This is a genomic window from Pseudomonas sp. 478 (assembly GCF_003254125.1).
In the GTDB taxonomy this organism is placed as follows: domain Bacteria; phylum Pseudomonadota; class Gammaproteobacteria; order Pseudomonadales; family Pseudomonadaceae; genus Aquipseudomonas.
In genome coordinates, this window is sequence record NZ_QKZG01000012.1 from 21,853 (window position 1) to 40,456 (window position 18,604).

The following is an 18,604-nucleotide window of genomic DNA, read 5'->3' on the forward strand; positions in this document are numbered from 1 at the left end:
CACAGAGCTAATGTGGGAGCGGGCTTGCTCGCGAAGGGGCCATCAACCTCAATACAACTTTTTGCCTATATTATTATCGATCATCGACACTTTATCTGTCGGCCTGGTCAATAAATTACTGAGCGACTGGTCAAACTTCTGCAAAGCCCTGACTTGCACATTCTGTTGTTCGTTTATATCGGCAACGATCTCTTCGCTGCGTTTATAGTCCGCCCATAACGGACTCAGTTCTTTAGCGTCATGACCCTGCGCAGTGCCGATGTAGTTGAAGTTGGAATCGTAGAACGCTGCGCTGACATTTGCGCTGATGTCCGAACTGCGCGAGGTCATCAATTGACTGCGCGTGTCGACAATGGCGACCACGTCCGGTTTAGCGGCCTTGAGACTTTGCATGTCCGGATACACCGTCACCGAGCCAAACTGACGTTGCAAGGATGCTTTGACCCAGTCCACCGCCAAGTCCGGTTTGGAAGTGGCGACGTAGGCATCGTGAATCGACTGCACCAGCAGGCTCTGGCCGAAACCGGTGCCGGCGTTGGCCTGGTAATCCTGAAGGTAGTCGCGGTTGGTCTGCGTGTTGCGGCTGTACACGATGCCCAGGGACACGTTGCTGCCATGGGTGACATGCGTGGCGCTGCTGCGGCCGACCGGTCCGGTGAAAATGCCGTCGAGCGAAGAAACAGCTTTCGGTGCAGTGGGTATTGAACAACCCGTTAAAAGAATCGTTATCGTCAAGGTACTGACAAGTGCAAGTTTCATGGTGTTTCTCCCGTGAAACAACTTGAGTCGGAACGTTAATAGGCCGGACACAGTCGGCGGAGATTCCAGACTAAACCTGTCGACACTGAATGAAATAGACCATCACTGAACTTATCAGGAAAACTATAGTTTTGTTTGGTTTAAAAGGTCTCGGTTAATTGCGTCGGGAAATTAAAAGGCCCGAATGCTTAATTCGAGCCCGTTTATTTATGGCTGGCGCAACAGCTATCAGTTTTCCAAAGGGATCAATACTTTTTCGTCGGGCGCTAACACCATAAACACCAACAGTTTGGCGGGTTTGGTGGCACTGGCATTTTTCGAGACCAAATGCTCCGAGCCGGCTGGCTCGTACCAGTATTCACCGGCCTTGTAAGTGATCGGCTTTTCGCCTTTGACCTGGGAAATGATTTCTCCCGAAATGACGTAAGCCATGGCCGTGCCGTCGTGCTTGTGGGCGATGGATGATTGGCCGGGTTTGTAATCGACTTCGATCATCAGCGCTTTTTTGCCCGGTGCGTTTTTCAACATCTGGTCCTGCAACACCGTGACCTTTTCCGAAGGGGCGGCTTCGTGAGCGTATGTCGCGGCGCAAAAGGTCAGGGCCAGGGCGGCGAGGGGCGCAGCACAGTAGCGTAAGGCGTTCATGGGTTATCACCTGCTGTGGTTAGTGTCAGGGACCACAGTAAGTCTCGGCCAAGGCCAATCAAACAGCCAATTTTCGTGAAGGCGAGGGGACCAATCCTGCGCGTTGAACAAACAAGATCGCCGCCTCCAGCTACTTCTACAGAGGTACCCATAGCCCTGTAGGAGTAGCCGAAGGCGGCGACCTAATTTCTAAACGATAGGAAAGCTGTTGAAGTCGACGCTGTTGGCCAGGCGGCTGTCGATCAGGCTGATAAAGCCCTGTACTTCAGGGCAGTTGAAATGCATTTGCATGGCCGCTTCCGATTGCCAGCGGGCGCTGACCGTCCAGCGGTTGCCGTCCTCGGGGCAGCGGTCGACCATATAGGAATCGCAGCCCGGTAATTCGCGCAGGGTGTCGACGATTTTTTGCAGTTGCTTACCCAGTTCGTCCGAGCGGCCGGCGGCGGCCTGCACCTTAACGGTATTGATCACTTCGTTGGACATTGCTCACACTCCTGAATCAGGCCGGACGAATCCTGCTCATTGAGGGATAACGTTTATGCAGGATAGGCCTGCATTCCCGGACCACCAATAGCCAATCGCGGGATAAAAACGCAGACCAATCCGTCAGGCAACCTGCTGCAAAATGTCCCGCAGGCGGTCCAGGGCGATGTCGATGTCCAGGGTTTCGATGGCGCCAAAACCGAGGAACAGCCCGGACTGCGGCGCTTGCTGATAGAAAAAACTGTCGATGGGATACACCCCGACTTCGACTTTTTTCGCCAGTGTGATCACCAATGGAATATCGATAGACACTTTGCACATAACCACCATGTGGAACCCGGCAGTAGTCGGAACCGCCTCGAGCCACGGTGACAGATCGCCGGCCATGCGCTCGAGGATCCGCTCACGGCGTCCGGCATAGATCGTATGGCAGCGCCGGATGTGCTTGAGCAGACAGCCTTCGGCGATGAACTTGGCCAGCGCCCATTGGGGTAGGGTGGACGTGTGCAGGTCGGTGAGCTGCTTGGCGCGAATGACCGCTTCGAGTATCGCTGGCGGCAGGATCGCATAACCCAGGCGCAGCTCCGGTAGCAGGGTTTTCGAAAAGGTCCCGACGTAAGCGACGATGCCGCGTTCATCCATGCTTTGCAGCGAATCGGTGGGCCGGCCTTCGTAGCGGAATTCGCTGTCGTAATCGTCCTCGATGATGATCGCGCCCAACTCATGGGCCCGCTCCAGCAGCGCGACCCGGCGCGCCTGGCTCATCGGCATGCCGAGCGGAAACTGGTGCGACGGGGTGACGTAGATCAGGCGGGTGCCAAGGGGGATCTTGTCTACTTGAATGCCTTCGGCGTCCACCGGGACGCCGATCACCGTGGCGCCGTGGGTACCGAACAACAGGCGTGCGGGCGGGTAACCGGGGTCTTCCATGGCGACGATGCTGCCGGGCCGCGTGAGCACCCGGGAGATCAGGTCCAGCGCCTGTTGCGCACCGTTGCACACCACCACGTCTTCGTCCTGGCAATTGACCCCGCGGGAAAACGCGATGTGCCGGGCAATCGCATTGCGTAACGCCGGCAGGCCTTCGGGCAAACTGTAGAAGCCCTTGGACGCAGCGATCTGGCGCAAAGCGTGAGCGGTGCAGCGCCGCCAGTCATCCTGGGGGAACTGGCCCTTGCTGGTGGCGCCGCCGATGAAGTCGTAACGCAACGAGCCTTCCAGCGTCGGATGGCGCAGAAACACTGGCAAGTTGCGCCAGGACTCGATGACCTCGGCACTGGCCAACTCCGAATAGCTCTGTTTACGGGTGATTTTCGCCGGTCGGGCGTTGACGTAGGTGCCTTTGCCGATGACCCCGGTGAGGAAGTTTTCGTAGGTCAGTTGCGTGTAGGTGTCGGAAATGGTCTTGCGCGAAATGCCCAATTGTTCAGCCAGTAAACGACTGGGCGGCAGTTGCGTCCCAGCTGCCAGACGGCCGGATTCGATGGCGCTGCGCAGTTGGTTGTACAACTGGCCTGCCAGGTCCTTGCGGCCGTTGATGACAACGTGAAGTTCCATACCGGCGAAGCTCCTGGGGCGATTGAGGCGCGTGTGCGTCGGGCCAGATTACCCGCATGAGCGCCTGCGCAAAAGTTGCGTGGGCGAAAAACCTCCGATTGGTCTGGTGCCTGAGTGGTCCACGGGTATTTCGCAGAATTGGATCTGTAATGCCTGCGTATCAACGCCTACTTTGAGGGGGCACACATTCGATCCACGAGGTCATGCCATGAACGCCCGCCTGGATTACTACAGCGCATCGCCCAAGGCGATGAAAGCGATGATTGCCATGGAGGCGTTGACCAGCAACCTCAGCATCGAGCCGGCCTTGCTGCACTTGATCAAGATCCGTGCCTCGCAACTCAATGGCTGTGCTTTCTGCACCGACATGCACTCGGTGGATGCCCGGCGACTCGGCGAGACTGACCGTCGGTTGTATTCGATCGTGGTCTGGCGCGACAGCGGCTTCTTCAATGCGCGAGAGCGCGCGGCGCTGGCCTGGACCGAAGCCGTCACGTTGCTCTCTGAAAGCCATGTGCCGGACGACGTTTACACGCAGGCCCGGGAGCAGTTCAACGAAGGCGAGATGGTCGACCTGACCATCGCCGTCACCACCATCAACAGCTGGAATCGCTTGGCGGTGAGTTTTCGGCAAACCCCTGGAGGCTGAATCGATTTTCCGCCCCGAGTGTCACGTCAGGTTCATAAACCCTGCGCAGGATGAGGCTCTCAAGGACAGATCGACAGGGAGTCAGCGATGCGATTCATGGAAACCACAGCGCGTCAGCGAGTTGCCGAGTACCGCTTGCCCGTAGAAAAAACCTCATCCTGGCGCGCACTGGCGGCAGAGATCGATCCGGTACTGGCGCAGTCTTTTCGGGTCAGTGCCCGTTGCGGCTGTTTCATGCAGGCGGCCCGCAGTCTCAATATCAAGGCCACCCAACTGCGTAAACAACTGGCGCAGCTTGAATCGCAACTGCAGTGTTCGCTGTTCAGCCACTCAGAGAATGGCGTAGCCCTCAGTCGTGACGGATTGCAGCTGCAATCGCAGTTGATTGCCCTGGCCCACGAGCGCGACTTGCCGGTGATCGAACAGCCGTTGATTCGCCTGGCCGTCGCCGAATCGATCCTGCATGACATTCTCGGTCGCGATCTGGTTGCCTTGTTGCGGCGCAACGCCAGCGTGCGCCTGGACATCATCACCCTGGACAGTGAACTGTCCCTGCAAGCGGTCAGCGCCGATGTGGTGCTGTGGCTGGCCGGCACCGAATCACCGCTGCCCGGCCCGAGTTTTGCGGTCAGCGAGCCCCGGCGTCTGGCACGGCTCGACTACCTGCCTCACATCGCCAAACGGTATTCACGGGTCGCGTCGCGGCCAGACAGCCTCGACGACTTGACGGATTTCCTGTTGGTGCAATGGCAGCATGACCGTCAGGTCGACTGTTTCCGGCCGTGGAATACCCTCGTGGACCAGCGCCTGGCCGGGGTGGTGCAGTTGCATTCCTATGCGCTGATGCTGGAGATGATCCGTTGCAGTGCCTGCATTGGGCTGCTGCCCGGATACATCAGCCGCTTCGATCGCGGCCTGATTGAGTTGCCGGGGCTGTTCAGTCAACCGATGCAGCGTCAGGTGTGGATGGCGGTTAATGCCGAGTCCGAGGGTTCAGCGCAGGTGCAGATGATTGTTGAGCTGATCCAGAACACCTTCAACGAGCGCCGAGAGTGGTTCGAGGGGTGACCGCCATCCAAAATGTGGGAGCGGGCTTGCTCGCGAAGGGGGACTGGCAGTCAACATCATTGTTGAATGTGCAATCGCCTTCGCGAGCAAGTCGGATCGCCGCACCGCCGCTCCCACAATGGTTCTCGCCACACTGGAAGATTGCGGTTTAGAGTGGGCGGCCATGTCTGTCTCAAGGATGAATCACCCATGCCCGCCACTGACGCTGTCATCACCCTCGAACGTTTCAACGACTCCCACATCGACGGCATTACCGCGCTCTACAACGACCCGGCCATTGCCCGTCAGGTGCTGCAAATGCCGTTTCAGTCCACCGAGGTCTGGCGCAAACGCCTGGCGCCGGACAATGAGCGTGTGCTGCAGCTGGTGGCGCTGCATCAAGGGGCGGTCATCGGCAATATTGGCCTGGAGCAGTTTTCGCGGATCCGCCGCAGCCATGCCGGCAATCTCGGCATGGGCGTAGCGGTGGCCTGGCAGGGCAAGGGCATCGGCTCGAAGCTGTTGGCGGCGGCGTTGGACATCGCCGACAACTGGATGAACCTGCAACGGCTCGAGCTTTCGGTCTACGCCGACAACGAAGCCGCCATCGGGCTGTATCGCAAGTTCGGCTTCGACACCGAAGGGCTGTTTCGCGACTACGCCGTGCGTGACGGCGTGCTGGTGGATGCCTTGAGCATGGCGCGGCTGCGTCGCCCGCCCAAGGCCGGTTGAATCACTCGCCCAACGCGAACGCCACCGCTGCCTGTGCATGCAGTTCGGTGGTGTCGAGCAAGGGCAGGGCGCTGTGCTCGGGTTTGATCAGCAGGCCGATTTCCGTGCAACCGAGGATGATTGCCTGGGCGCCACGTCGGGTCAGTGATTCGATGATCTGCTGATAGACCTTGCGTGACGGCTCGCTGATCACCCCGACGCACAACTCGTCATAGATGATCCGGTGGACGGCCTGACGTTCATCGGCCTCCGGCACCAGCACGGTCAGCCCCATCGAGGTCAGGCGTTCCTTGAGGAAGTCCTGCTCCATGGTGAACGCTGTGCCGAGCAATCCGACCTTCAGCGCGCCAGCCTCGACGGCAGCCTGACCCGCCGGGTCGGCGATGTGCAGGAACGGAATACTGATCGCTGCCTGAATCTGCCCGGCCACTTTGTGCATGGTGTTGGTGCACAGCACCACGCAATCGGCGCCACCCGCCTGCAATCGCTGCGCCGCATCCACTAGAATCGCCGCCGCTTCGTCCCAGCGCCCGGCATGCTGAGCCTGTTCGACAGGGCCAAAGTCGACGCTGTACATTAGCAATTTCGCCGAACGCAACGGCCCGAGCCGGTCGCGCACCTGCTGATTGATGAGACGGTAATACTCGGCGCTGGACTCCCAGCTCATGCCGCCGATAAGGCCGATGGTGCGCATTGGTTTTCCTCAAGCTATGGCCTGCATTGACAGGCTTGGCTTGGGAGTTTCGATGTGTTCAAGGGCAGATGCCAGTGAAAAATAAACTGTAGCGCTCATCTTTCCGGGAAGTGTCATGGTGCCTTTTCAGGCAAGGGGATGACATGGTTGCATCCGGCGGCCAACGTCTTCTCATACCCTACATCAGGTCGCCACGGCTCCAGGTTCCATTGCGGTTTGTCTCTTGCTATCGCCAGATGACAAATCAATTGATGGCGCATGCCATGGGTGTTTTTCCAATAGCGGCTGTTGGAATAGTCGCGGGAGAGTTCGTCCCACAGGTAGGGCGTCCCTTCTGGCGGTGTCCGCCTCGCACAGGGTGTGGGCGTAATAGAAAATGACCACTCATAGTCCCGATAAATCCACTGTGCGCCTTCCACGTATTTCACACAGCGCTCCACGGTAAGGATGTAACTGTCAGGCGGGTCAGTTCTATTTTGCGCATACAGGGATGCACTCAAAGTCGACATCAACCCAACGCCTGACAGGGTATGACGGATAACGTTCAGTCCCGTACGAAAAGAGCGCGACGTTAGAGTGTTCATTGAGTCACCACTTGATCTGCGGCGACGAATGTAAAAGTAGCAACGCCAGTGGGGCTATTCGCGGGTGTCAGGCGAATGATCGGTACCACGATTTTGGGATTGGTCGAGTTGTAGAAGTCCCGTTGGTTGTACTGCGCATCGGCGAGCGGTTTCGTGTCGGTACCGCCGTAAATGTAAAAGAATGCCATGATCGGAAATGTATTGGGGCGACCGGGAGTCCAGGTCTTGATAATGGTTTCGTTATGCCCGTTAAACCCCGTAGCACCCAGCAGGCTCTTTGCTCGAAGGGATTGATAAAACGCCGGTGCTGCCAGGGCGTTGCGGTCATCGGTAATGTCGAAACCGCATTGTCGTAGGTTCGGGTTGCCGCCCGATATGTTCCATACAGCCAGCCATTGTTCTGCAGTGGTCACGCCCGCGTTGTGGCAAAGTTGACTTTGAACGGGGTAATCGCGATGGGGAACACAGACTGACGTTTGGCTTCGATGCCAGGTCCATCCGTCCATGGGATACGAGCACAGGTAGTCCAGGTCGATCTTGTCGGCGGGTGCTTCAAAGATGGGGTACAGGATAAAACCATTACCGTAGCCCCAGGCCAGTCGTCCAAAGTTGGTATCCGCTCTTAGGTAAGAGAACGAAACACCACCACTTTTTATCGACGTGGGGCTCGGGTCCCATACTTTATATTGGTTGGCTGGGTCCTTAACCGTAACTCTGAGTGTGACGCCCGAACAAAGAAATGCAGGTTGTGAATTCGAATTATTGCAGTTGGCAAATTTCCTGCCGTAAAGCGTATTAAGTTGTGCTGCGACAGTGATGCCACTTTGCGTACTGGCGTTGTTGAAGGCGCCGATTTCATTTTCTGAATGTCGATCGAGATGGCTGCAGCCCGCTATTAAAGCGAATAAAAGAAACCCGATTGTTTTAAACATGACAATCCCCTTGTGGAAGCCGACGTCGAAGTGGCGCGGCTTCAATAGTGCGTTTGTTTGTTTGCGTTGTTTAACTAAAACGGATCTGCATGCGTGGCGGTTATAAAGTAATCCTTAAGCACCATGAAAAAATAAGCGGCTCATTGGTGTCAGTCTTTTTAAGCGTGCAGTTGAACATGACCGGGAGGCCACGATTTTCAGTCAGCCACGACTGGGGAACCGCTATATTGGTGTAAGACGGCTGGATAATGTTGAACTCTTCACTGTAGCGAGTGACTTTGCCAAACACTGCAAGACGCACTTTGTAATCGCCATCCAATGTGGGGTAATACGCCCTGATGTTCAATTTGTCTGAGGAAAGCGTGGGTTCTGGAAGGTGATGCTTTTGGGGGGTAACCCTGATGCGTAAATCTTCAGAAGGCAAATCCTTGGCCGTACCTGGCAGCCTGACTGTGTAGCTGACCTGCGCACCAGTACCAATACAATCGATAACTTCCAGTCTGGGTACCAGGAATTTCAGGGTCTGGCCTGCAACGGAGACAGTTTGTATCTCGCTGCCATACGTCGAGTTTCGCCCGAGCCAATAAACTTTGACGGTTTGTCCGCGGGCGGATCCGGTGAAAGCGACTTCGACGGTGGCGGACGTGGCTTCGTAAAAGTCTTTTTCGAAGTCTAATACAGTACCGTTCTGTTCCTTGGCTTCCAGCACTTTGGGTGGCTTAAGATCGAGTTGTTCTTCTTTCAGATGTACGTCTACCTCGATACTCGCGGACGCGCCGGATGAATTACCTAGTTGATCAGTGACCCTGTACCAGAAGGGGGTGCGCGGGTTGTCGCCGGCTTTTTCGAAAGTGGGGGTGAAGAGCGTCTCGGTTACAACCGGACTGCCTGGAAGGGCTTCCCCGGGAGAAACTTTATGATCAACATAGGTTGTGCCAACAGTCAGGCGAATATCGTCATGGGCGCGTCTATTGGGATAATCAAACCCGACCACGACACCGCGCTCCGCCTGGGCTTTACCCACGCCGTTGGTTTGCACATCGGCAGAGACCTGAACCTTGCTCATCGCATGGCCGGGTTCTCCTGGTGCAAGGGTATGGTAGAGAACTTTTAATTTCAGCGACTCTTCGGGTGTTGTCTGACCTACCCTCAATACTTGGTAGAAGATCTCGTTGACACCGTCGTGAAGTATGCCTTTGGGGATATACAGTCGAACACGAACGTCTTCCTCGTCTGGCCCAATGGTTTTGCCAGTCACGGGAGTTGCTCTGCCGTCCACGAACAGATCAACGCGTTCGTCTATAGCCTTATTGAGCCAAGGGTCAATAACGCATAAAAGTCCCTCAGGATGTTCTTCGAAGAGGGAAAGTGGGATGCCCCCATGCGGATTGGACTCATGAATGACTGGCGTTTTCCACCCAGGGATGATCACCGGAAAAAGGACCAGAACATTGCTGTTGGTTTGATACTCCATCACCTGCCTCCTTGAGCGTGACTTTCACCATCCCGGTTATTTAGGTGGCGGTTCTATCAAACACTCGCTCAAACGAGTTGGCTACTGTCAGATATGACAGGTAAAGCTGCATAAATTGTGTTTTTCGGTACCGTTTGTCGTAATTTCCCCGGCCACTCACGCATCAGTCGCCGTTTTAATCGAACAGTCCTGTGCTCAATCTGCCATGCTCAAAAACCGCAACACCGCTTCAACAAAGGAACACCGCAATGGACGACGTACAGCAACTGGGTGAGATGCTTCGCCATTACGCAGAAAGCGAAGCGCACAAGAAGCAACTGTTCGAGTCGCAATCGGCCGTGTGGGCGACGCGCATTGGTGAACTGTTCGATCAGATCCAGCAATGGCTGGAACCGGTCCAGGCGCCGAATCTGCTGGAGGTGAGCCGCGAGGCCTATGTCGCCTCGGGACCGAGCGTGCCGGTCGAAACGTCGACCTTCAAGACCGAGAAGCTGTCCATTGTGATCGCCGGTAAGCCGGTGGAGTTTGTGCCCGATGTGAAGGGGGCCGGCGGTCAGATTTCGCTGGCTGTGATGGGCCTGACAGCGGCGCGGTACGGCAGCATTTCGCTGGTGTGCCTGCCACCGTCCAGCAGCTGGCAATGGCGCAAGACCAATGGCTTGAAAGACCCGGATACCTTTGCATTCGATGCGAATTTTCTGGCGCAGCAGTTGCAGAGCCTGATTCCCCGCGAGCGTGGCTGAGTCCTCTGACCTGACACATACCCCTGTGGGAGCGGGCTTGCTCGCGAAAGCAGTCTTACATTCAACAATGATGTTGAATGTTATGGCCCCTTCGCGAGCAAGGCGGATCGCCGCATCGCCGCTCCCACATTGATCGGCGTGGCGTCAGAATTCCAGGTTGTCCCAGCCCGGTTTCGCTTCTTCCGGCGCCACGGCCTTCACGGCCTTGCCCGTCGCCAACTCCACCCGCCGCGCCACCTCCGGGTCATCGGCAAACGGAATCAAACTGGCTTCATCCAGACTCTCTGTCGTCTGGTGTTTCAGGCAGTATTCAACCGCCAGCCAAAGCCCCACGACGCCCAACACATTCAGCACGACCTCAATCATCTCAAGCCCCTCGCCTCAGGCAATCTGCGCTTCGCGGTGGGCCATTTCGATGTCCGAAACCCGCACCGTGCGCCAGACGTTATAAGCCATCAACAACATGCCGCTGAGGAAGAACACACCGCCGACGAAGCGCACCACGAACCCCGGATGGCTGGCCTGTAAGGCTTCGACGAAGGAGTAAGTCAGCGTGCCGTCATCGTTGATCGCACGCCACATCAAGCCCTGGGTGATGCCGTTGACCCACATCGAGGCGATGTACAGCACGGTGCCGATGGTCGCCAGCCAGAAGTGCGCGTTGATCAGCCCGATGCTGTGCATCTGCGTACGACCGAAGATTTTCGGGATCATGTGGTACAGCGAGCCGAAGGTGATCATTGCCACCCAACCCAGAGCGCCGGCGTGAACGTGGCCGATGGTCCAGTCGGTGTAGTGGGAGAGGGCGTTGACCGTCTTGATCGCCATCATCGGCCCTTCGAAGGTCGACATCCCGTAGAAGGCCAGGGACAGCACCAGAAAGCGCAGGATCGGGTCGGTGCGCAATTTATGCCAGGCCCCCGAGAGCGTCATCATGCCGTTGATCATCCCGCCCCAGCTCGGTGCCAGCAGGATCAGCGACATCGCCATGCCGAGCGACTGCGCCCAGTCCGGCAGCGCGGTGTAGTGCAAGTGATGCGGGCCGGCCCAGATGTACAGGGTGATCAGCGCCCAGAAGTGCACAATCGACAAGCGATAGGAATACACCGGCCGCCCAACCTGTTTCGGCACGAAGTAATACATCATCCCCAGGAACCCGGTGGTCAGGAAGAAACCCACCGCGTTGTGCCCGTACCACCACTGCACCATGGCGTCGGTCGCCCCGGAATACACCGGATAGGACTTGAGCCAGTCCACCGGAATCGCCAGGTGATTGACCACGTGCAACATGGCGATCACCACGATAAACGCGCCGAAGAACCAGTTGCCGACGTAGATGTGCTTGGTCTTGCGCTGCACCACGGTGGTGAAAAAGACGATGGCATACGCGACCCAGACCACGGTCATCCACACCGCGCCGGAGAACTCGATCTCGGCGTATTCCTTGGTGGTGGTGTAGCCCAGGGGCAGGGTGATCAGCATAACCACAATCACCGATTGCCAGCCCCAGAAAGTGAATGCCGCAAGCTTGTCCGAAAACAGCCGCACTTGGCAGGTACGCTGTACCGCGTAGTAACTGGCGGCGAATTGCGCGCTGCCGGCAAAGCCGAAAATCACCAGGCTGGTGTGCAATGGGCGCAAGCGGCCGAAGGTGGTCCATGGCAGGTCGAGGTTCATCTGCGGCCACACCAGTTGCGAGGCGATCCAGACCCCCATCGCCATCCCCACGACACCCCAAACCACGGTTGCCACGACGAATTGGCGGACGACCTTGTAGTTGTAGGCCTGTCCGATTGTTGCTGTGCTCATGGTCAATGCTTCCACGGTTGCAAAGTCTTGCCAGGCCACCCGGACTGGCATGTCGTGCACTGTAGAAACCTTGCGAAAAACAAAACAGGCTCAGGAAAACATCATTTATGCGGATCAGACTTAAGGTAACCCTGCGGCCATCTGCCACAACCTGATACGGTTTTTTAGCGTCCAACTGAATCTGTAACGCATTGCGCCGCAGGTCCATAGTCACCTCAAGAAAACGGGCCATAGAGCTTCTAACTCACCCAAATCCCTGTGGGAGCGACCTGTGGTGAGGGGATTTAGCGAAACGTCGCACCGCCCCGTTCGGCTGCGAAGCAGTCGTCAATCCGGACAAAAGGATCTGTCTGGACGGACGCGGGGCCGCTTCGCGACCCAACGGGGATAAATCCCCTCGCCACAGGTCGCTCCCACAGGGGTTGTGCAGAGCCCGAGCAATCCTGATGAGGTAGCCACATGTATCAGTACGATGACTATGACCGGGCCCTGGTCTTTGAGCGGGTCGCGCAGTTTCGCGATCAGGTCGAACGCTTCATGGCGCAGGAGTTGAGCGAAGAAGAATTCCTGCCGCTACGTTTGCAAAACGGTCTGTACATGCAAAAACACGCCTACATGCTGCGCGTGGCGATTCCTTACGGCACGTTAAGCGCGCCGCAAATGCGCACGCTGGCGAGCATCGCCCGGGATTACGACCGTGGCTACGGCCACTTCACCACGCGGCAGAACATGCAGTTCAACTGGATCGAACTGGCCCAGGTGCCGGACATCCTCGAACGCCTGGCGCAAGTGGAAATGCACGCGATCCAGACCTCCGGCAACTGCGTGCGCAACATCACCACCGAAGCCTTTGCCGGGGTGGCTGCGGATGAAATGATCGACCCGCGACCGCTGGCGGAAATCCTCCGGCAGTGGTCGACCATCAACCCGGAATTTCTGTTCCTGCCGCGCAAGTTCAAAATCGCTATCTGCTCGGCGGAGCAGGACCGGGCGGCGATCATGATGCATGACATCGGCCTCTATCTTTACCCGGGACCTGACGGACAGATGTTGCTGCGGGTCATTGTCGGCGGCGGGTTGGGGCGCACGCCGATCCTTGGTTTACAGATCCGTGAAGGGTTGCCGTGGCAGCACCTGCTGTCCTACGTTGAGGCGGTGCTGCGGGTCTACAACCGCCACGGTCGGCGCGACAACAAGTACAAGGCGCGGATCAAGATTCTGGTCAAGGCGCTGGGCATCGAAGCCTTTGCCCGGGAAGTGGAAGAGGAGTGGCAGTACCTCAAGGACGGCCCGGCGCAGTTGACCGACGTCGAGTATGAGCGCGTGGCCAGTGCTTTTGTGCCGCCGGACTATCGCGCTCTGGCGGACACCGACCTTGATTTCGGCACACGCCTTTCCGAAAACCCGGCCTTCGCCCGTTGGGTATCGCGCAACGTCCAGCCGCACAAAGTGCCGGGCTATGCCAGCGTGGTGCTATCGACCAAACCGGGCATTGCCTCGCCGCCGGGGGATGTCACGGCCGAGCAAATGGAGGCGGTTGCCCGTTGGTCCGAGCAGTTCGGTTTTGGCGAAATTCGCATCGCCCATGAACAGAACATTGTGTTGCCCGACGTGCCCAAGGCTGATCTCTACACGCTCTGGTGCCTGGCCTGCGAACAGGGCCTAGGCTGCGCCAATATCGGCTTGCTGACCGACATCATCGCCTGCCCCGGCGGCGACTTCTGCGCGCTGGCCAATGCCAAGTCGATCCCCATCGCGCAAGCCATACAGGCACGCTTCGAAGACCTCGACTATCTGCATGATCTGGGCGACATCAGCCTGAACATCTCCGGCTGCATGAACGCCTGCGGCCACCATCACATCGGCAACATCGGCATTCTGGGGGTCGATAAGAACGGCAGCGAGTGGTACCAGATCACCCTCGGCGGTGCTCAGGGCAAGAACAGCGCATTGGGCAAAGTCATCGGCCCGTCTTTTAGCGCCGCCGAAGTGCCCGAGGTGATCGAGCAAATCATCGCCACGTTCGTCAATTACCGCGAGAGTGAGGAAGTGTTTGTCGACACCTTGCAGCGCATCGGTCTGGAACCGTTCAAAGAGCAGGTCTATCCGAAGCTGCTGGAGGTGTCGGCATGAACAATTTGCTGCGGCTGGAGGAGGGTGTGGCGCGGATTGTCGCTGATGATCCCTGGACCCTGGTCAGGAATGTCAACGATGAATGGCCGGCGGGTGCAGTGATTCTGCCGTTGGCCCGTTGGCTTGAAGGGCCACCGCAAAAGGGCGTGTGGTTGGGGCCGGACGATGAGGTGGAAAGCCTCAAACCGTGGTTTTCACACCTGCCGCTGATTGCCCTGGATTTTCCGAGTTTCCGTGATGGACGCGGTTACAGCCAGGCGTACTTGCTGCGCACTCGAATGGGCTGGACGGGCGAGTTACGCGCGGTCGGCGACGTACTGCGCGATCAACTCAGCCACATGCGTCAATGCGGGTTCGACAGCTTCGCGGTGCGTGAGGGCAAGTCCGCCGAAGATGCGCTCAAAGGGCTGGCTGGGATGAGCGTGCTGTATGGGCGTTCGGTGATTGAGCCGCGGCCGTTGTTCAGGCGACGTTGAGGGTTTCGCTTGGGTCGATGATGTCACTTTGGTAGAGTCCGCATCTCATAAGGAAGTCGTACCGAAAGGAGTCTGGTTTGAGTGTGGGCAAGAAGATTTTAGGGTTAACCCCGTTACTGCTGATGTTGACCCTGTGGGGCGGTTACTTTTATGTGTTTCAGGAAAACCGCGGCGGGCAGTTGGGTGGTGCGTTCGACAGTTACGCCTGGTGCGGCACGCCACCGGCCGCCGATGCGCTGTCGCTGGGCAAGGATCAACTGACCCTGCGCATCACCAACAATCTGCGTGGCGAGTTCATGCTCAGCGGCGCGGTGATTGTTTCCGAGCGCACCTTCAACCGCTACGACCTGGGCCATAACGAGCTGCGCTTGCGCCTGGAACCGCTGCAATGGTCCTACGGCGCCACGCCGATTTTCCTCGAACAGGTCAGGATCAAACCCCTGAGCCGTAACCTCGCCTCAGACAACAAAAGCGCCTACGCGGAGCTCGAGCCACGCCCGATTGGCGTGCAGGGGCGCGCCACCGAGTTTCCCTTCGACACCTACCGCTATGGCTATAAACCGGTGCTGTATTACCTCAAGGGCAATGAGCGCATCGACTTGCGCTTCCGCCACATCACCACGGTGATGGAGATGTCGAACACCTTTACGCCTATTCAAAAGTACAACCGGGTCGAGTACATCAATGAGAAAAACTCGCTGGTGCGCGACGAGGATTACAAACCTTACGCCGCCAATGAATGCGCGTTCAGCGTCGAGCGCAAGGGCTCGTTCAAGGTGATTGTCTTGCTGTTGCTGCTGGTCATTTGCCTGCCGCTGATGCACGTGTTTTATCGCGACGAGCCAGGCATTGATTTTCTGGCCACGCTGGTGAGTATCGGGGCGATCCGGGTGTTTCTGGTGGGGCCGTTGCAGGACTTTCAGCTGTACAACATTGACTTCCTGTTCGGTTCGGCGATTTTGCTGGTGGGCACGGTGTCGTTGATCAAGGCGATGCGGGCGAATAGTCGGCGGGAGTTGGCGGCCAAGAGTGGATCGTCCTGGTGAGGATGTGCGGTGTTATTTAGATCCACCCCTCACCCTAACCCTCCCGAAACGTCGGACCGCCCCAAGGGGTAGAGGGGACTGGCCGAGGAGTTTTTTCGAGTTATATCGACCTGAAATTTCGAGTCGATCTCCGGTTTTGAAAGGCTTGAAGATCGGCTCCCTTTCCCCTCGCCCCCGTGGGGAGAGGGTTGGGGTGAGGGGGTGGATCTCAAGGATGTACTCCAGATCACTTCAACGCCGGATCCCCCCTGTTCATTTTCTTCCAGCCCTGCAACAGCACCTGCGCCTTGGGTTCCTGCCCGTTATCCAGGTAGTACTGGATCAACGACAACCGGGCATTGCGATTGGCCGGTTGCACTTTCAGCAACCGCTCCAGCTCTTGGCAGGCTTCATCGACCTTGCCGCTGTACAACTCGCGGGTCAGGGGGCACGGCAGGTAGTCATCCATCAGACGCTTGTCGGCGGTGAAGCCGTCGCCCAGTGGCGCGCGGCGCGAGTGGCAGCGGGCGCAGGTTTCGATTTCGACAGTGGCGCTCTTGTCCTTCAGGTCGACGGCAAAACCGGCATGGACCAGATCGCCTTTTTTTGCCGTCCATTCCAGGTGGTTGGAGGCTGGGCCGTGGGGCTAGCTCACGGGGGCCGGTTTGCTGCTGAACAGAAACCAGCCGATGCCCGCTATGGCCAATAGCAAAACGCCGAGGGTGAGGCAAACCCTTGGAAAACGAGTCTCAGGTCATGAAGGCTGATGACGTGAAGGGTGTGATCGATGGCTGGGTCTCAGATCTGCATCAGTCGTATTTGAAGCTCAAGTCTAAATGATGTGTTGAGGCTGAGAGGCCCATCGTCGAATCGCCTGTTGGCAGTCCAGTTCGGCATAGCCTGGCGATCGATTCATGGGCTGGCATTTCGTGTTCCATCGCGATCTTGGCGATCCGCGTATCAAGCTCCTGGGCACCGACGCCGCAACTTACGAACATCGTCATCAGGCTGAAACCGGCTGCGCGAATTGCAATGTGCATATCAAAGTCCTCATTTGCCGAAGATGACGTTGATCCCGGTGAACAGCGTGAACTGTTGCCTGTTATTTCACCGGTACTGTAGCGCCGTTTGGATAGGGCGAGTGGCATTAGTGGCTCATTGGACGACCCGGCACTTCTCGACCATTACTGCGTAATCTCCTTCCTTTCAAGCCTGTAGGACACGTCTGTTGAAGCTAGCAGTTAACGCGGTGTTCGCCAGTCGAAGGGGGGGATTCTTGGTCCCCGTTGGGTGGAGCAGCCACCTCACACCGTCGGATTCGATTTGTCAGTTAAAACGCCTTTACCGGTTTTGTGGTTTCGAATGGCTATCACCTGAATCCACAGTGTTTGATCAGGCTCGGCACCGCAATATGCTGCGCTTGCTCGGTTAAGACCGCTTGCATGCAGTCGTCCTGAGGGAGCGAGCGCGCTCGCCCCCTCAGCGCCTCAATGTTTCTTCATCTGCGCACGCACCCGCTCTTCCTGCTCCCGCAGTTCCGGTGTGAACTCGTCCCCGAAATCTTCGGCTTCGAACACCTGGCGAATCTCGATCTCGGCGTCGGTGCCCGGCATCGGATTGGGGCAGCGCTTGACCCACTCGATCGCCTCCTGTTTCGACTTCACCTGCCATATCCAGTAGCCGGCGATCAGCTCCTTGGTTTCGGCGAACGGGCCGTCGATCACCGTGCGCTGGTCACCCGAGAAACGTACACGGGCGCCTTTGCTGCTGGGCTGCAGGCCATCGCAGTCGATGAGGATGCCGGCCTTGGTCAATTCCTCGTTGTAGTTGCCCATCGCGGTCATCAGTTCTTCGCTGGGCATCACACCGGCCTCGGAATCGGGGCTGGCTTTCACAATGATCATGAATCGCATGGTCTTATCTCCGGTGGTTGTGAGTGATTCACAGACTAGTCGAATGGCCGTCGCCTGAATCGACAACGCTGGCTGCCTTTCGTCATGAATGCCTGGTTGTGGCCGGCGAGGGCGGTACGCTGTACACCGACCCTGTGGGAGCGGGCTTGCTCGCGAAGGCGTCGTGTCAGTCGACATCTGCTTTGACTGGCACACTGTATTCGTCGGAACGCCGCCCGGAGCAAGCCCGCTCCCACAAGGGAATTGTGTTGATTGTTGGAGTTGTATCCAATTTAGGGGGCGACACTTCACAATTTGTATCTGGGCATAGGTCGTCGGGCCATTTCGTGGTTAACTTCGGCCTCTTCAAAATTCTCTACAACAACGTTCAGAAGGACTCCGTTCATGGCTCAAGTCACTCTTAAAGGCTCCCCGGTTCAAGTCAACGGCCAACTGCCACAAGCCGGTTCCAAGGCGCCAGCCTTTTCCCTGGTTGCCGGCAATCTGTCCGACGTGACCCTGGCGAGCTTCGCCGGCAAGCGCAAAGTGCTGAACATCTTCCCAAGCGTCGATACCCCAACCTGCGCGACGTCGGTTCGCAAGTTCAACGCCCAGGCCAGCGATGTCGCCAACACGGTCGTACTGTGCATCTCCGCTGACCTGCCGTTCGCTCAAGCGCGCTTCTGCGGCGCCGAAGGCCTGGAAAACGTACAGAACCTGTCGACCCTGCGCGGTGCCGAGTTCATCGAGAACTATGGCGTTGCCATCGCTGACGGCCCGCTCAAAGGCCTGACCGCCCGTGCCGTCGTGGTTCTGGACGAAAACGACAACGTTCTGCACAGCGAACTGGTCAAGGAAATCGCTGAAGAACCGAACTACGAAGCGGCACTTGCTGTTCTGAAGTAAGTCTAGTTTTACAATTGTTAACGGCCTGGCACTGTCCAGGCCGTTTTCATTTGTGATTCAGTGT

Annotated in this window: 21 protein-coding genes and 2 pseudogenes; 9 read left to right on the forward strand and 14 right to left on the reverse strand. The window is 57.5% G+C overall.

Translation table 11 applies throughout. The annotated features are described in order from the left end of the window. Positions 1–48: 48 nt before the first annotated feature. The 4 genes from DFS28_RS22940 to DFS28_RS22955 all read right to left on the reverse strand — a co-directional run bounded on the left by DFS28_RS22940 (position 49) and on the right by DFS28_RS22955 (position 3,444). Positions 49–759: an ATPase gene (locus tag DFS28_RS22940; RefSeq protein WP_111451559.1), complete on the reverse strand. Its 711-nt coding sequence runs from the start codon at positions 757–759 to the stop codon at positions 49–51. 228 nt (positions 760–987) lie between these two features. Further along, positions 988–1,404: a cupin domain-containing protein gene (locus DFS28_RS22945; RefSeq protein WP_111451560.1), complete on the reverse strand. Its 417-nt coding sequence runs from the start codon at positions 1,402–1,404 to the stop codon at positions 988–990. Positions 1,405–1,593: 189 nt separating this feature from the next. Then, positions 1,594–1,887 (reverse strand): putative quinol monooxygenase, encoded by a 294-nt coding sequence (locus DFS28_RS22950; RefSeq protein ID WP_111451561.1) that lies wholly within the window; start codon positions 1,885–1,887, stop codon positions 1,594–1,596. A gap of 123 nt (positions 1,888–2,010) precedes the next feature. Beyond that, positions 2,011–3,444: a PLP-dependent aminotransferase family protein gene (locus tag DFS28_RS22955; protein WP_111451562.1), complete on the reverse strand. Its 1,434-nt coding sequence runs from the start codon at positions 3,442–3,444 to the stop codon at positions 2,011–2,013. Positions 3,445–3,652: 208 nt separating this feature from the next. On the opposite strand from DFS28_RS22955, the gene DFS28_RS22960 reads away from it, so the two are divergent. From DFS28_RS22960 to DFS28_RS22970, 3 genes are all read left to right on the forward strand, one after another. After that, entirely contained in the window at positions 3,653–4,093 is a 441-nt protein-coding gene (locus DFS28_RS22960; RefSeq protein WP_008150813.1) for a carboxymuconolactone decarboxylase family protein, read from the forward strand. Positions 4,094–4,180: 87 nt separating this feature from the next. Continuing rightward, entirely contained in the window at positions 4,181–5,161 is a 981-nt protein-coding gene (locus DFS28_RS22965) for a LysR family transcriptional regulator (RefSeq protein WP_111451563.1), read from the forward strand. A 189-nt stretch (positions 5,162–5,350) separates the two neighbouring features. Then, positions 5,351–5,872: a GNAT family N-acetyltransferase gene (locus DFS28_RS22970; RefSeq protein ID WP_111451564.1), complete on the forward strand. Its 522-nt coding sequence runs from the start codon at positions 5,351–5,353 to the stop codon at positions 5,870–5,872. A 1-nt stretch (position 5,873) separates the two neighbouring features. On the opposite strand, the gene DFS28_RS22975 is transcribed toward DFS28_RS22970, so the two are convergent. From DFS28_RS22975 to DFS28_RS22990, 4 genes are all read right to left on the reverse strand, one after another. Beyond that, positions 5,874–6,566, reverse strand: a complete 693-nt coding sequence (locus DFS28_RS22975; RefSeq protein ID WP_111451565.1) for an aspartate/glutamate racemase family protein — start codon at positions 6,564–6,566, stop codon at positions 5,874–5,876. Positions 6,567–6,679: 113 nt separating this feature from the next. Then, entirely contained in the window at positions 6,680–7,075 is a 396-nt protein-coding gene (locus DFS28_RS22980; RefSeq protein WP_158539694.1) for a DUF2599 domain-containing protein, read from the reverse strand. Between the two features lie 71 nt (positions 7,076–7,146). After that, positions 7,147–8,082 carry a halovibrin HvnC gene (locus tag DFS28_RS22985; RefSeq protein ID WP_111451567.1) on the reverse strand — a complete coding sequence of 312 codons (936 nt, stop codon included), beginning with the start codon at positions 8,080–8,082 and terminating at the stop codon, positions 7,147–7,149. 100 nt (positions 8,083–8,182) lie between these two features. After that, on the reverse strand, positions 8,183–9,556 hold the full coding sequence (locus tag DFS28_RS22990; protein WP_256596899.1) for a hypothetical protein: 1,374 nt from the start codon (positions 9,554–9,556) through the stop codon (positions 8,183–8,185). A gap of 248 nt (positions 9,557–9,804) precedes the next feature. On the opposite strand from DFS28_RS22990, the gene DFS28_RS22995 reads away from it, so the two are divergent. Continuing rightward, complete coding sequence (locus tag DFS28_RS22995; protein WP_111451568.1) at positions 9,805–10,299, forward strand: hypothetical protein; 495 nt, start codon at positions 9,805–9,807, stop codon at positions 10,297–10,299. A gap of 144 nt (positions 10,300–10,443) precedes the next feature. Here the strand turns inward: DFS28_RS22995 and DFS28_RS23000 are convergent, their stop codons facing one another. Together DFS28_RS23000 and ccoN are read right to left on the reverse strand one after the other, a co-directional pair. After that, entirely contained in the window at positions 10,444–10,665 is a 222-nt protein-coding gene (locus DFS28_RS23000) for a cbb3-type cytochrome c oxidase subunit 3 (RefSeq protein WP_111451569.1), read from the reverse strand. A 15-nt stretch (positions 10,666–10,680) separates the two neighbouring features. After that, on the reverse strand, positions 10,681–12,108 hold the full coding sequence (ccoN, locus tag DFS28_RS23005; protein ID WP_111451672.1) for a cytochrome-c oxidase, cbb3-type subunit I: 1,428 nt from the start codon (positions 12,106–12,108) through the stop codon (positions 10,681–10,683). A gap of 459 nt (positions 12,109–12,567) precedes the next feature. Here ccoN and DFS28_RS23015 point away from each other — a divergent pair, with 459 nt between their 5' ends. The 3 genes from DFS28_RS23015 (at position 12,568) to DFS28_RS23025 (ending at position 15,763) form a co-directional block, all read left to right on the forward strand. After that, complete coding sequence (locus DFS28_RS23015) at positions 12,568–14,241, forward strand: nitrite/sulfite reductase (protein WP_111451570.1); 1,674 nt, start codon at positions 12,568–12,570, stop codon at positions 14,239–14,241. Next, entirely contained in the window at positions 14,238–14,717 is a 480-nt protein-coding gene (locus tag DFS28_RS23020) for a DUF934 domain-containing protein (protein ID WP_111451571.1), read from the forward strand. The genes DFS28_RS23015 and DFS28_RS23020 overlap by 4 nt, the downstream gene beginning before the upstream one ends. Positions 14,718–14,794: 77 nt before the next feature. Continuing rightward, positions 14,795–15,763 (forward strand): hypothetical protein, encoded by a 969-nt coding sequence (locus DFS28_RS23025; protein ID WP_111451572.1) that lies wholly within the window; start codon positions 14,795–14,797, stop codon positions 15,761–15,763. Positions 15,764–15,989: 226 nt separating this feature from the next. Here DFS28_RS23025 and DFS28_RS30945 read toward each other — a convergent pair whose 3' ends face one another. Further along, on the reverse strand, positions 15,990–16,121 hold the full coding sequence (locus DFS28_RS30945; protein ID WP_256596902.1) for a hypothetical protein: 132 nt from the start codon (positions 16,119–16,121) through the stop codon (positions 15,990–15,992). Between the two features lie 30 nt (positions 16,122–16,151). Next, positions 16,152–16,385 (reverse strand): annotated as a pseudogene (locus DFS28_RS30950) (hypothetical protein); the annotation flags it as partial. A gap of 83 nt (positions 16,386–16,468) precedes the next feature. Between DFS28_RS30950 and DFS28_RS30955 the strand changes: the two are divergent. Further along, a pseudogene (locus DFS28_RS30955) lies at positions 16,469–16,582 on the forward strand (DUF3313 domain-containing protein); the annotation flags it as partial. Here DFS28_RS30955 and DFS28_RS23040 read toward each other — a convergent pair. Both DFS28_RS23040 and DFS28_RS23045 read right to left on the reverse strand, forming a co-directional pair. Further along, the gene (locus DFS28_RS23040; protein ID WP_225607460.1) at positions 16,552–16,782 is read right to left on the reverse strand and encodes a hypothetical protein; all 231 of its coding nucleotides are present in this window, start codon (positions 16,780–16,782) and stop codon (positions 16,552–16,554) included. The pseudogene DFS28_RS30955 and the gene DFS28_RS23040 overlap by 31 nt on opposite strands. A 447-nt stretch (positions 16,783–17,229) precedes the next feature. Then, on the reverse strand, positions 17,230–17,655 hold the full coding sequence (locus tag DFS28_RS23045) for a YciI family protein (RefSeq protein ID WP_111451574.1): 426 nt from the start codon (positions 17,653–17,655) through the stop codon (positions 17,230–17,232). 384 nt (positions 17,656–18,039) lie between these two features. Between DFS28_RS23045 and tpx the strand changes: the two genes are divergently transcribed. Further along, positions 18,040–18,540, forward strand: coding sequence for a thiol peroxidase (gene tpx, locus DFS28_RS23050; RefSeq protein WP_008150862.1), 501 nt, complete (start codon positions 18,040–18,042; stop codon positions 18,538–18,540). The last annotated feature ends 64 nt before the right edge of the window (positions 18,541–18,604 follow it).

What these genes read in the sequence shown, in the direction of transcription:
- DFS28_RS22940 (WP_111451559.1), bottom strand. Translation starts at nt 759, where the DNA reads ATGAAACTTGCACTTGTCAGTACCTTGACGATAACGATTCTTTTAACG.
- DFS28_RS22945 (WP_111451560.1), bottom strand. Translation starts at nt 1,404, where the DNA reads ATGAACGCCTTACGCTACTGTGCTGCGCCCCTCGCCGCCCTGGCCCTG.
- DFS28_RS22950 (WP_111451561.1), bottom strand. Translation starts at nt 1,887, where the DNA reads ATGTCCAACGAAGTGATCAATACCGTTAAGGTGCAGGCCGCCGCCGGC.
- DFS28_RS22955 (WP_111451562.1), bottom strand. Translation starts at nt 3,444, where the DNA reads ATGGAACTTCACGTTGTCATCAACGGCCGCAAGGACCTGGCAGGCCAG.
- DFS28_RS22960 (WP_008150813.1), top strand. Translation starts at nt 3,653, where the DNA reads ATGAACGCCCGCCTGGATTACTACAGCGCATCGCCCAAGGCGATGAAA.
- DFS28_RS22965 (WP_111451563.1), top strand. Translation starts at nt 4,181, where the DNA reads ATGCGATTCATGGAAACCACAGCGCGTCAGCGAGTTGCCGAGTACCGC.
- DFS28_RS22970 (WP_111451564.1), top strand. Translation starts at nt 5,351, where the DNA reads ATGCCCGCCACTGACGCTGTCATCACCCTCGAACGTTTCAACGACTCC.
- DFS28_RS22975 (WP_111451565.1), bottom strand. Translation starts at nt 6,566, where the DNA reads ATGCGCACCATCGGCCTTATCGGCGGCATGAGCTGGGAGTCCAGCGCC.
- DFS28_RS22980 (WP_158539694.1), bottom strand. Translation starts at nt 7,075, where the DNA reads ATGTCGACTTTGAGTGCATCCCTGTATGCGCAAAATAGAACTGACCCG.
- DFS28_RS22985 (WP_111451567.1), bottom strand. Translation starts at nt 8,082, where the DNA reads ATGTTTAAAACAATCGGGTTTCTTTTATTCGCTTTAATAGCGGGCTGC.
- DFS28_RS22990 (WP_256596899.1), bottom strand. Translation starts at nt 9,556, where the DNA reads ATGGAGTATCAAACCAACAGCAATGTTCTGGTCCTTTTTCCGGTGATC.
- DFS28_RS22995 (WP_111451568.1), top strand. Translation starts at nt 9,805, where the DNA reads ATGGACGACGTACAGCAACTGGGTGAGATGCTTCGCCATTACGCAGAA.
- DFS28_RS23000 (WP_111451569.1), bottom strand. Translation starts at nt 10,665, where the DNA reads ATGATTGAGGTCGTGCTGAATGTGTTGGGCGTCGTGGGGCTTTGGCTG.
- ccoN (WP_111451672.1), bottom strand. Translation starts at nt 12,108, where the DNA reads ATGAGCACAGCAACAATCGGACAGGCCTACAACTACAAGGTCGTCCGC.
- DFS28_RS23015 (WP_111451570.1), top strand. Translation starts at nt 12,568, where the DNA reads ATGTATCAGTACGATGACTATGACCGGGCCCTGGTCTTTGAGCGGGTC.
- DFS28_RS23020 (WP_111451571.1), top strand. Translation starts at nt 14,238, where the DNA reads ATGAACAATTTGCTGCGGCTGGAGGAGGGTGTGGCGCGGATTGTCGCT.
- DFS28_RS23040 (WP_225607460.1), bottom strand. Translation starts at nt 16,782, where the DNA reads ATGCACATTGCAATTCGCGCAGCCGGTTTCAGCCTGATGACGATGTTC.
- DFS28_RS23045 (WP_111451574.1), bottom strand. Translation starts at nt 17,655, where the DNA reads ATGCGATTCATGATCATTGTGAAAGCCAGCCCCGATTCCGAGGCCGGT.
- tpx (WP_008150862.1), top strand. Translation starts at nt 18,040, where the DNA reads ATGGCTCAAGTCACTCTTAAAGGCTCCCCGGTTCAAGTCAACGGCCAA.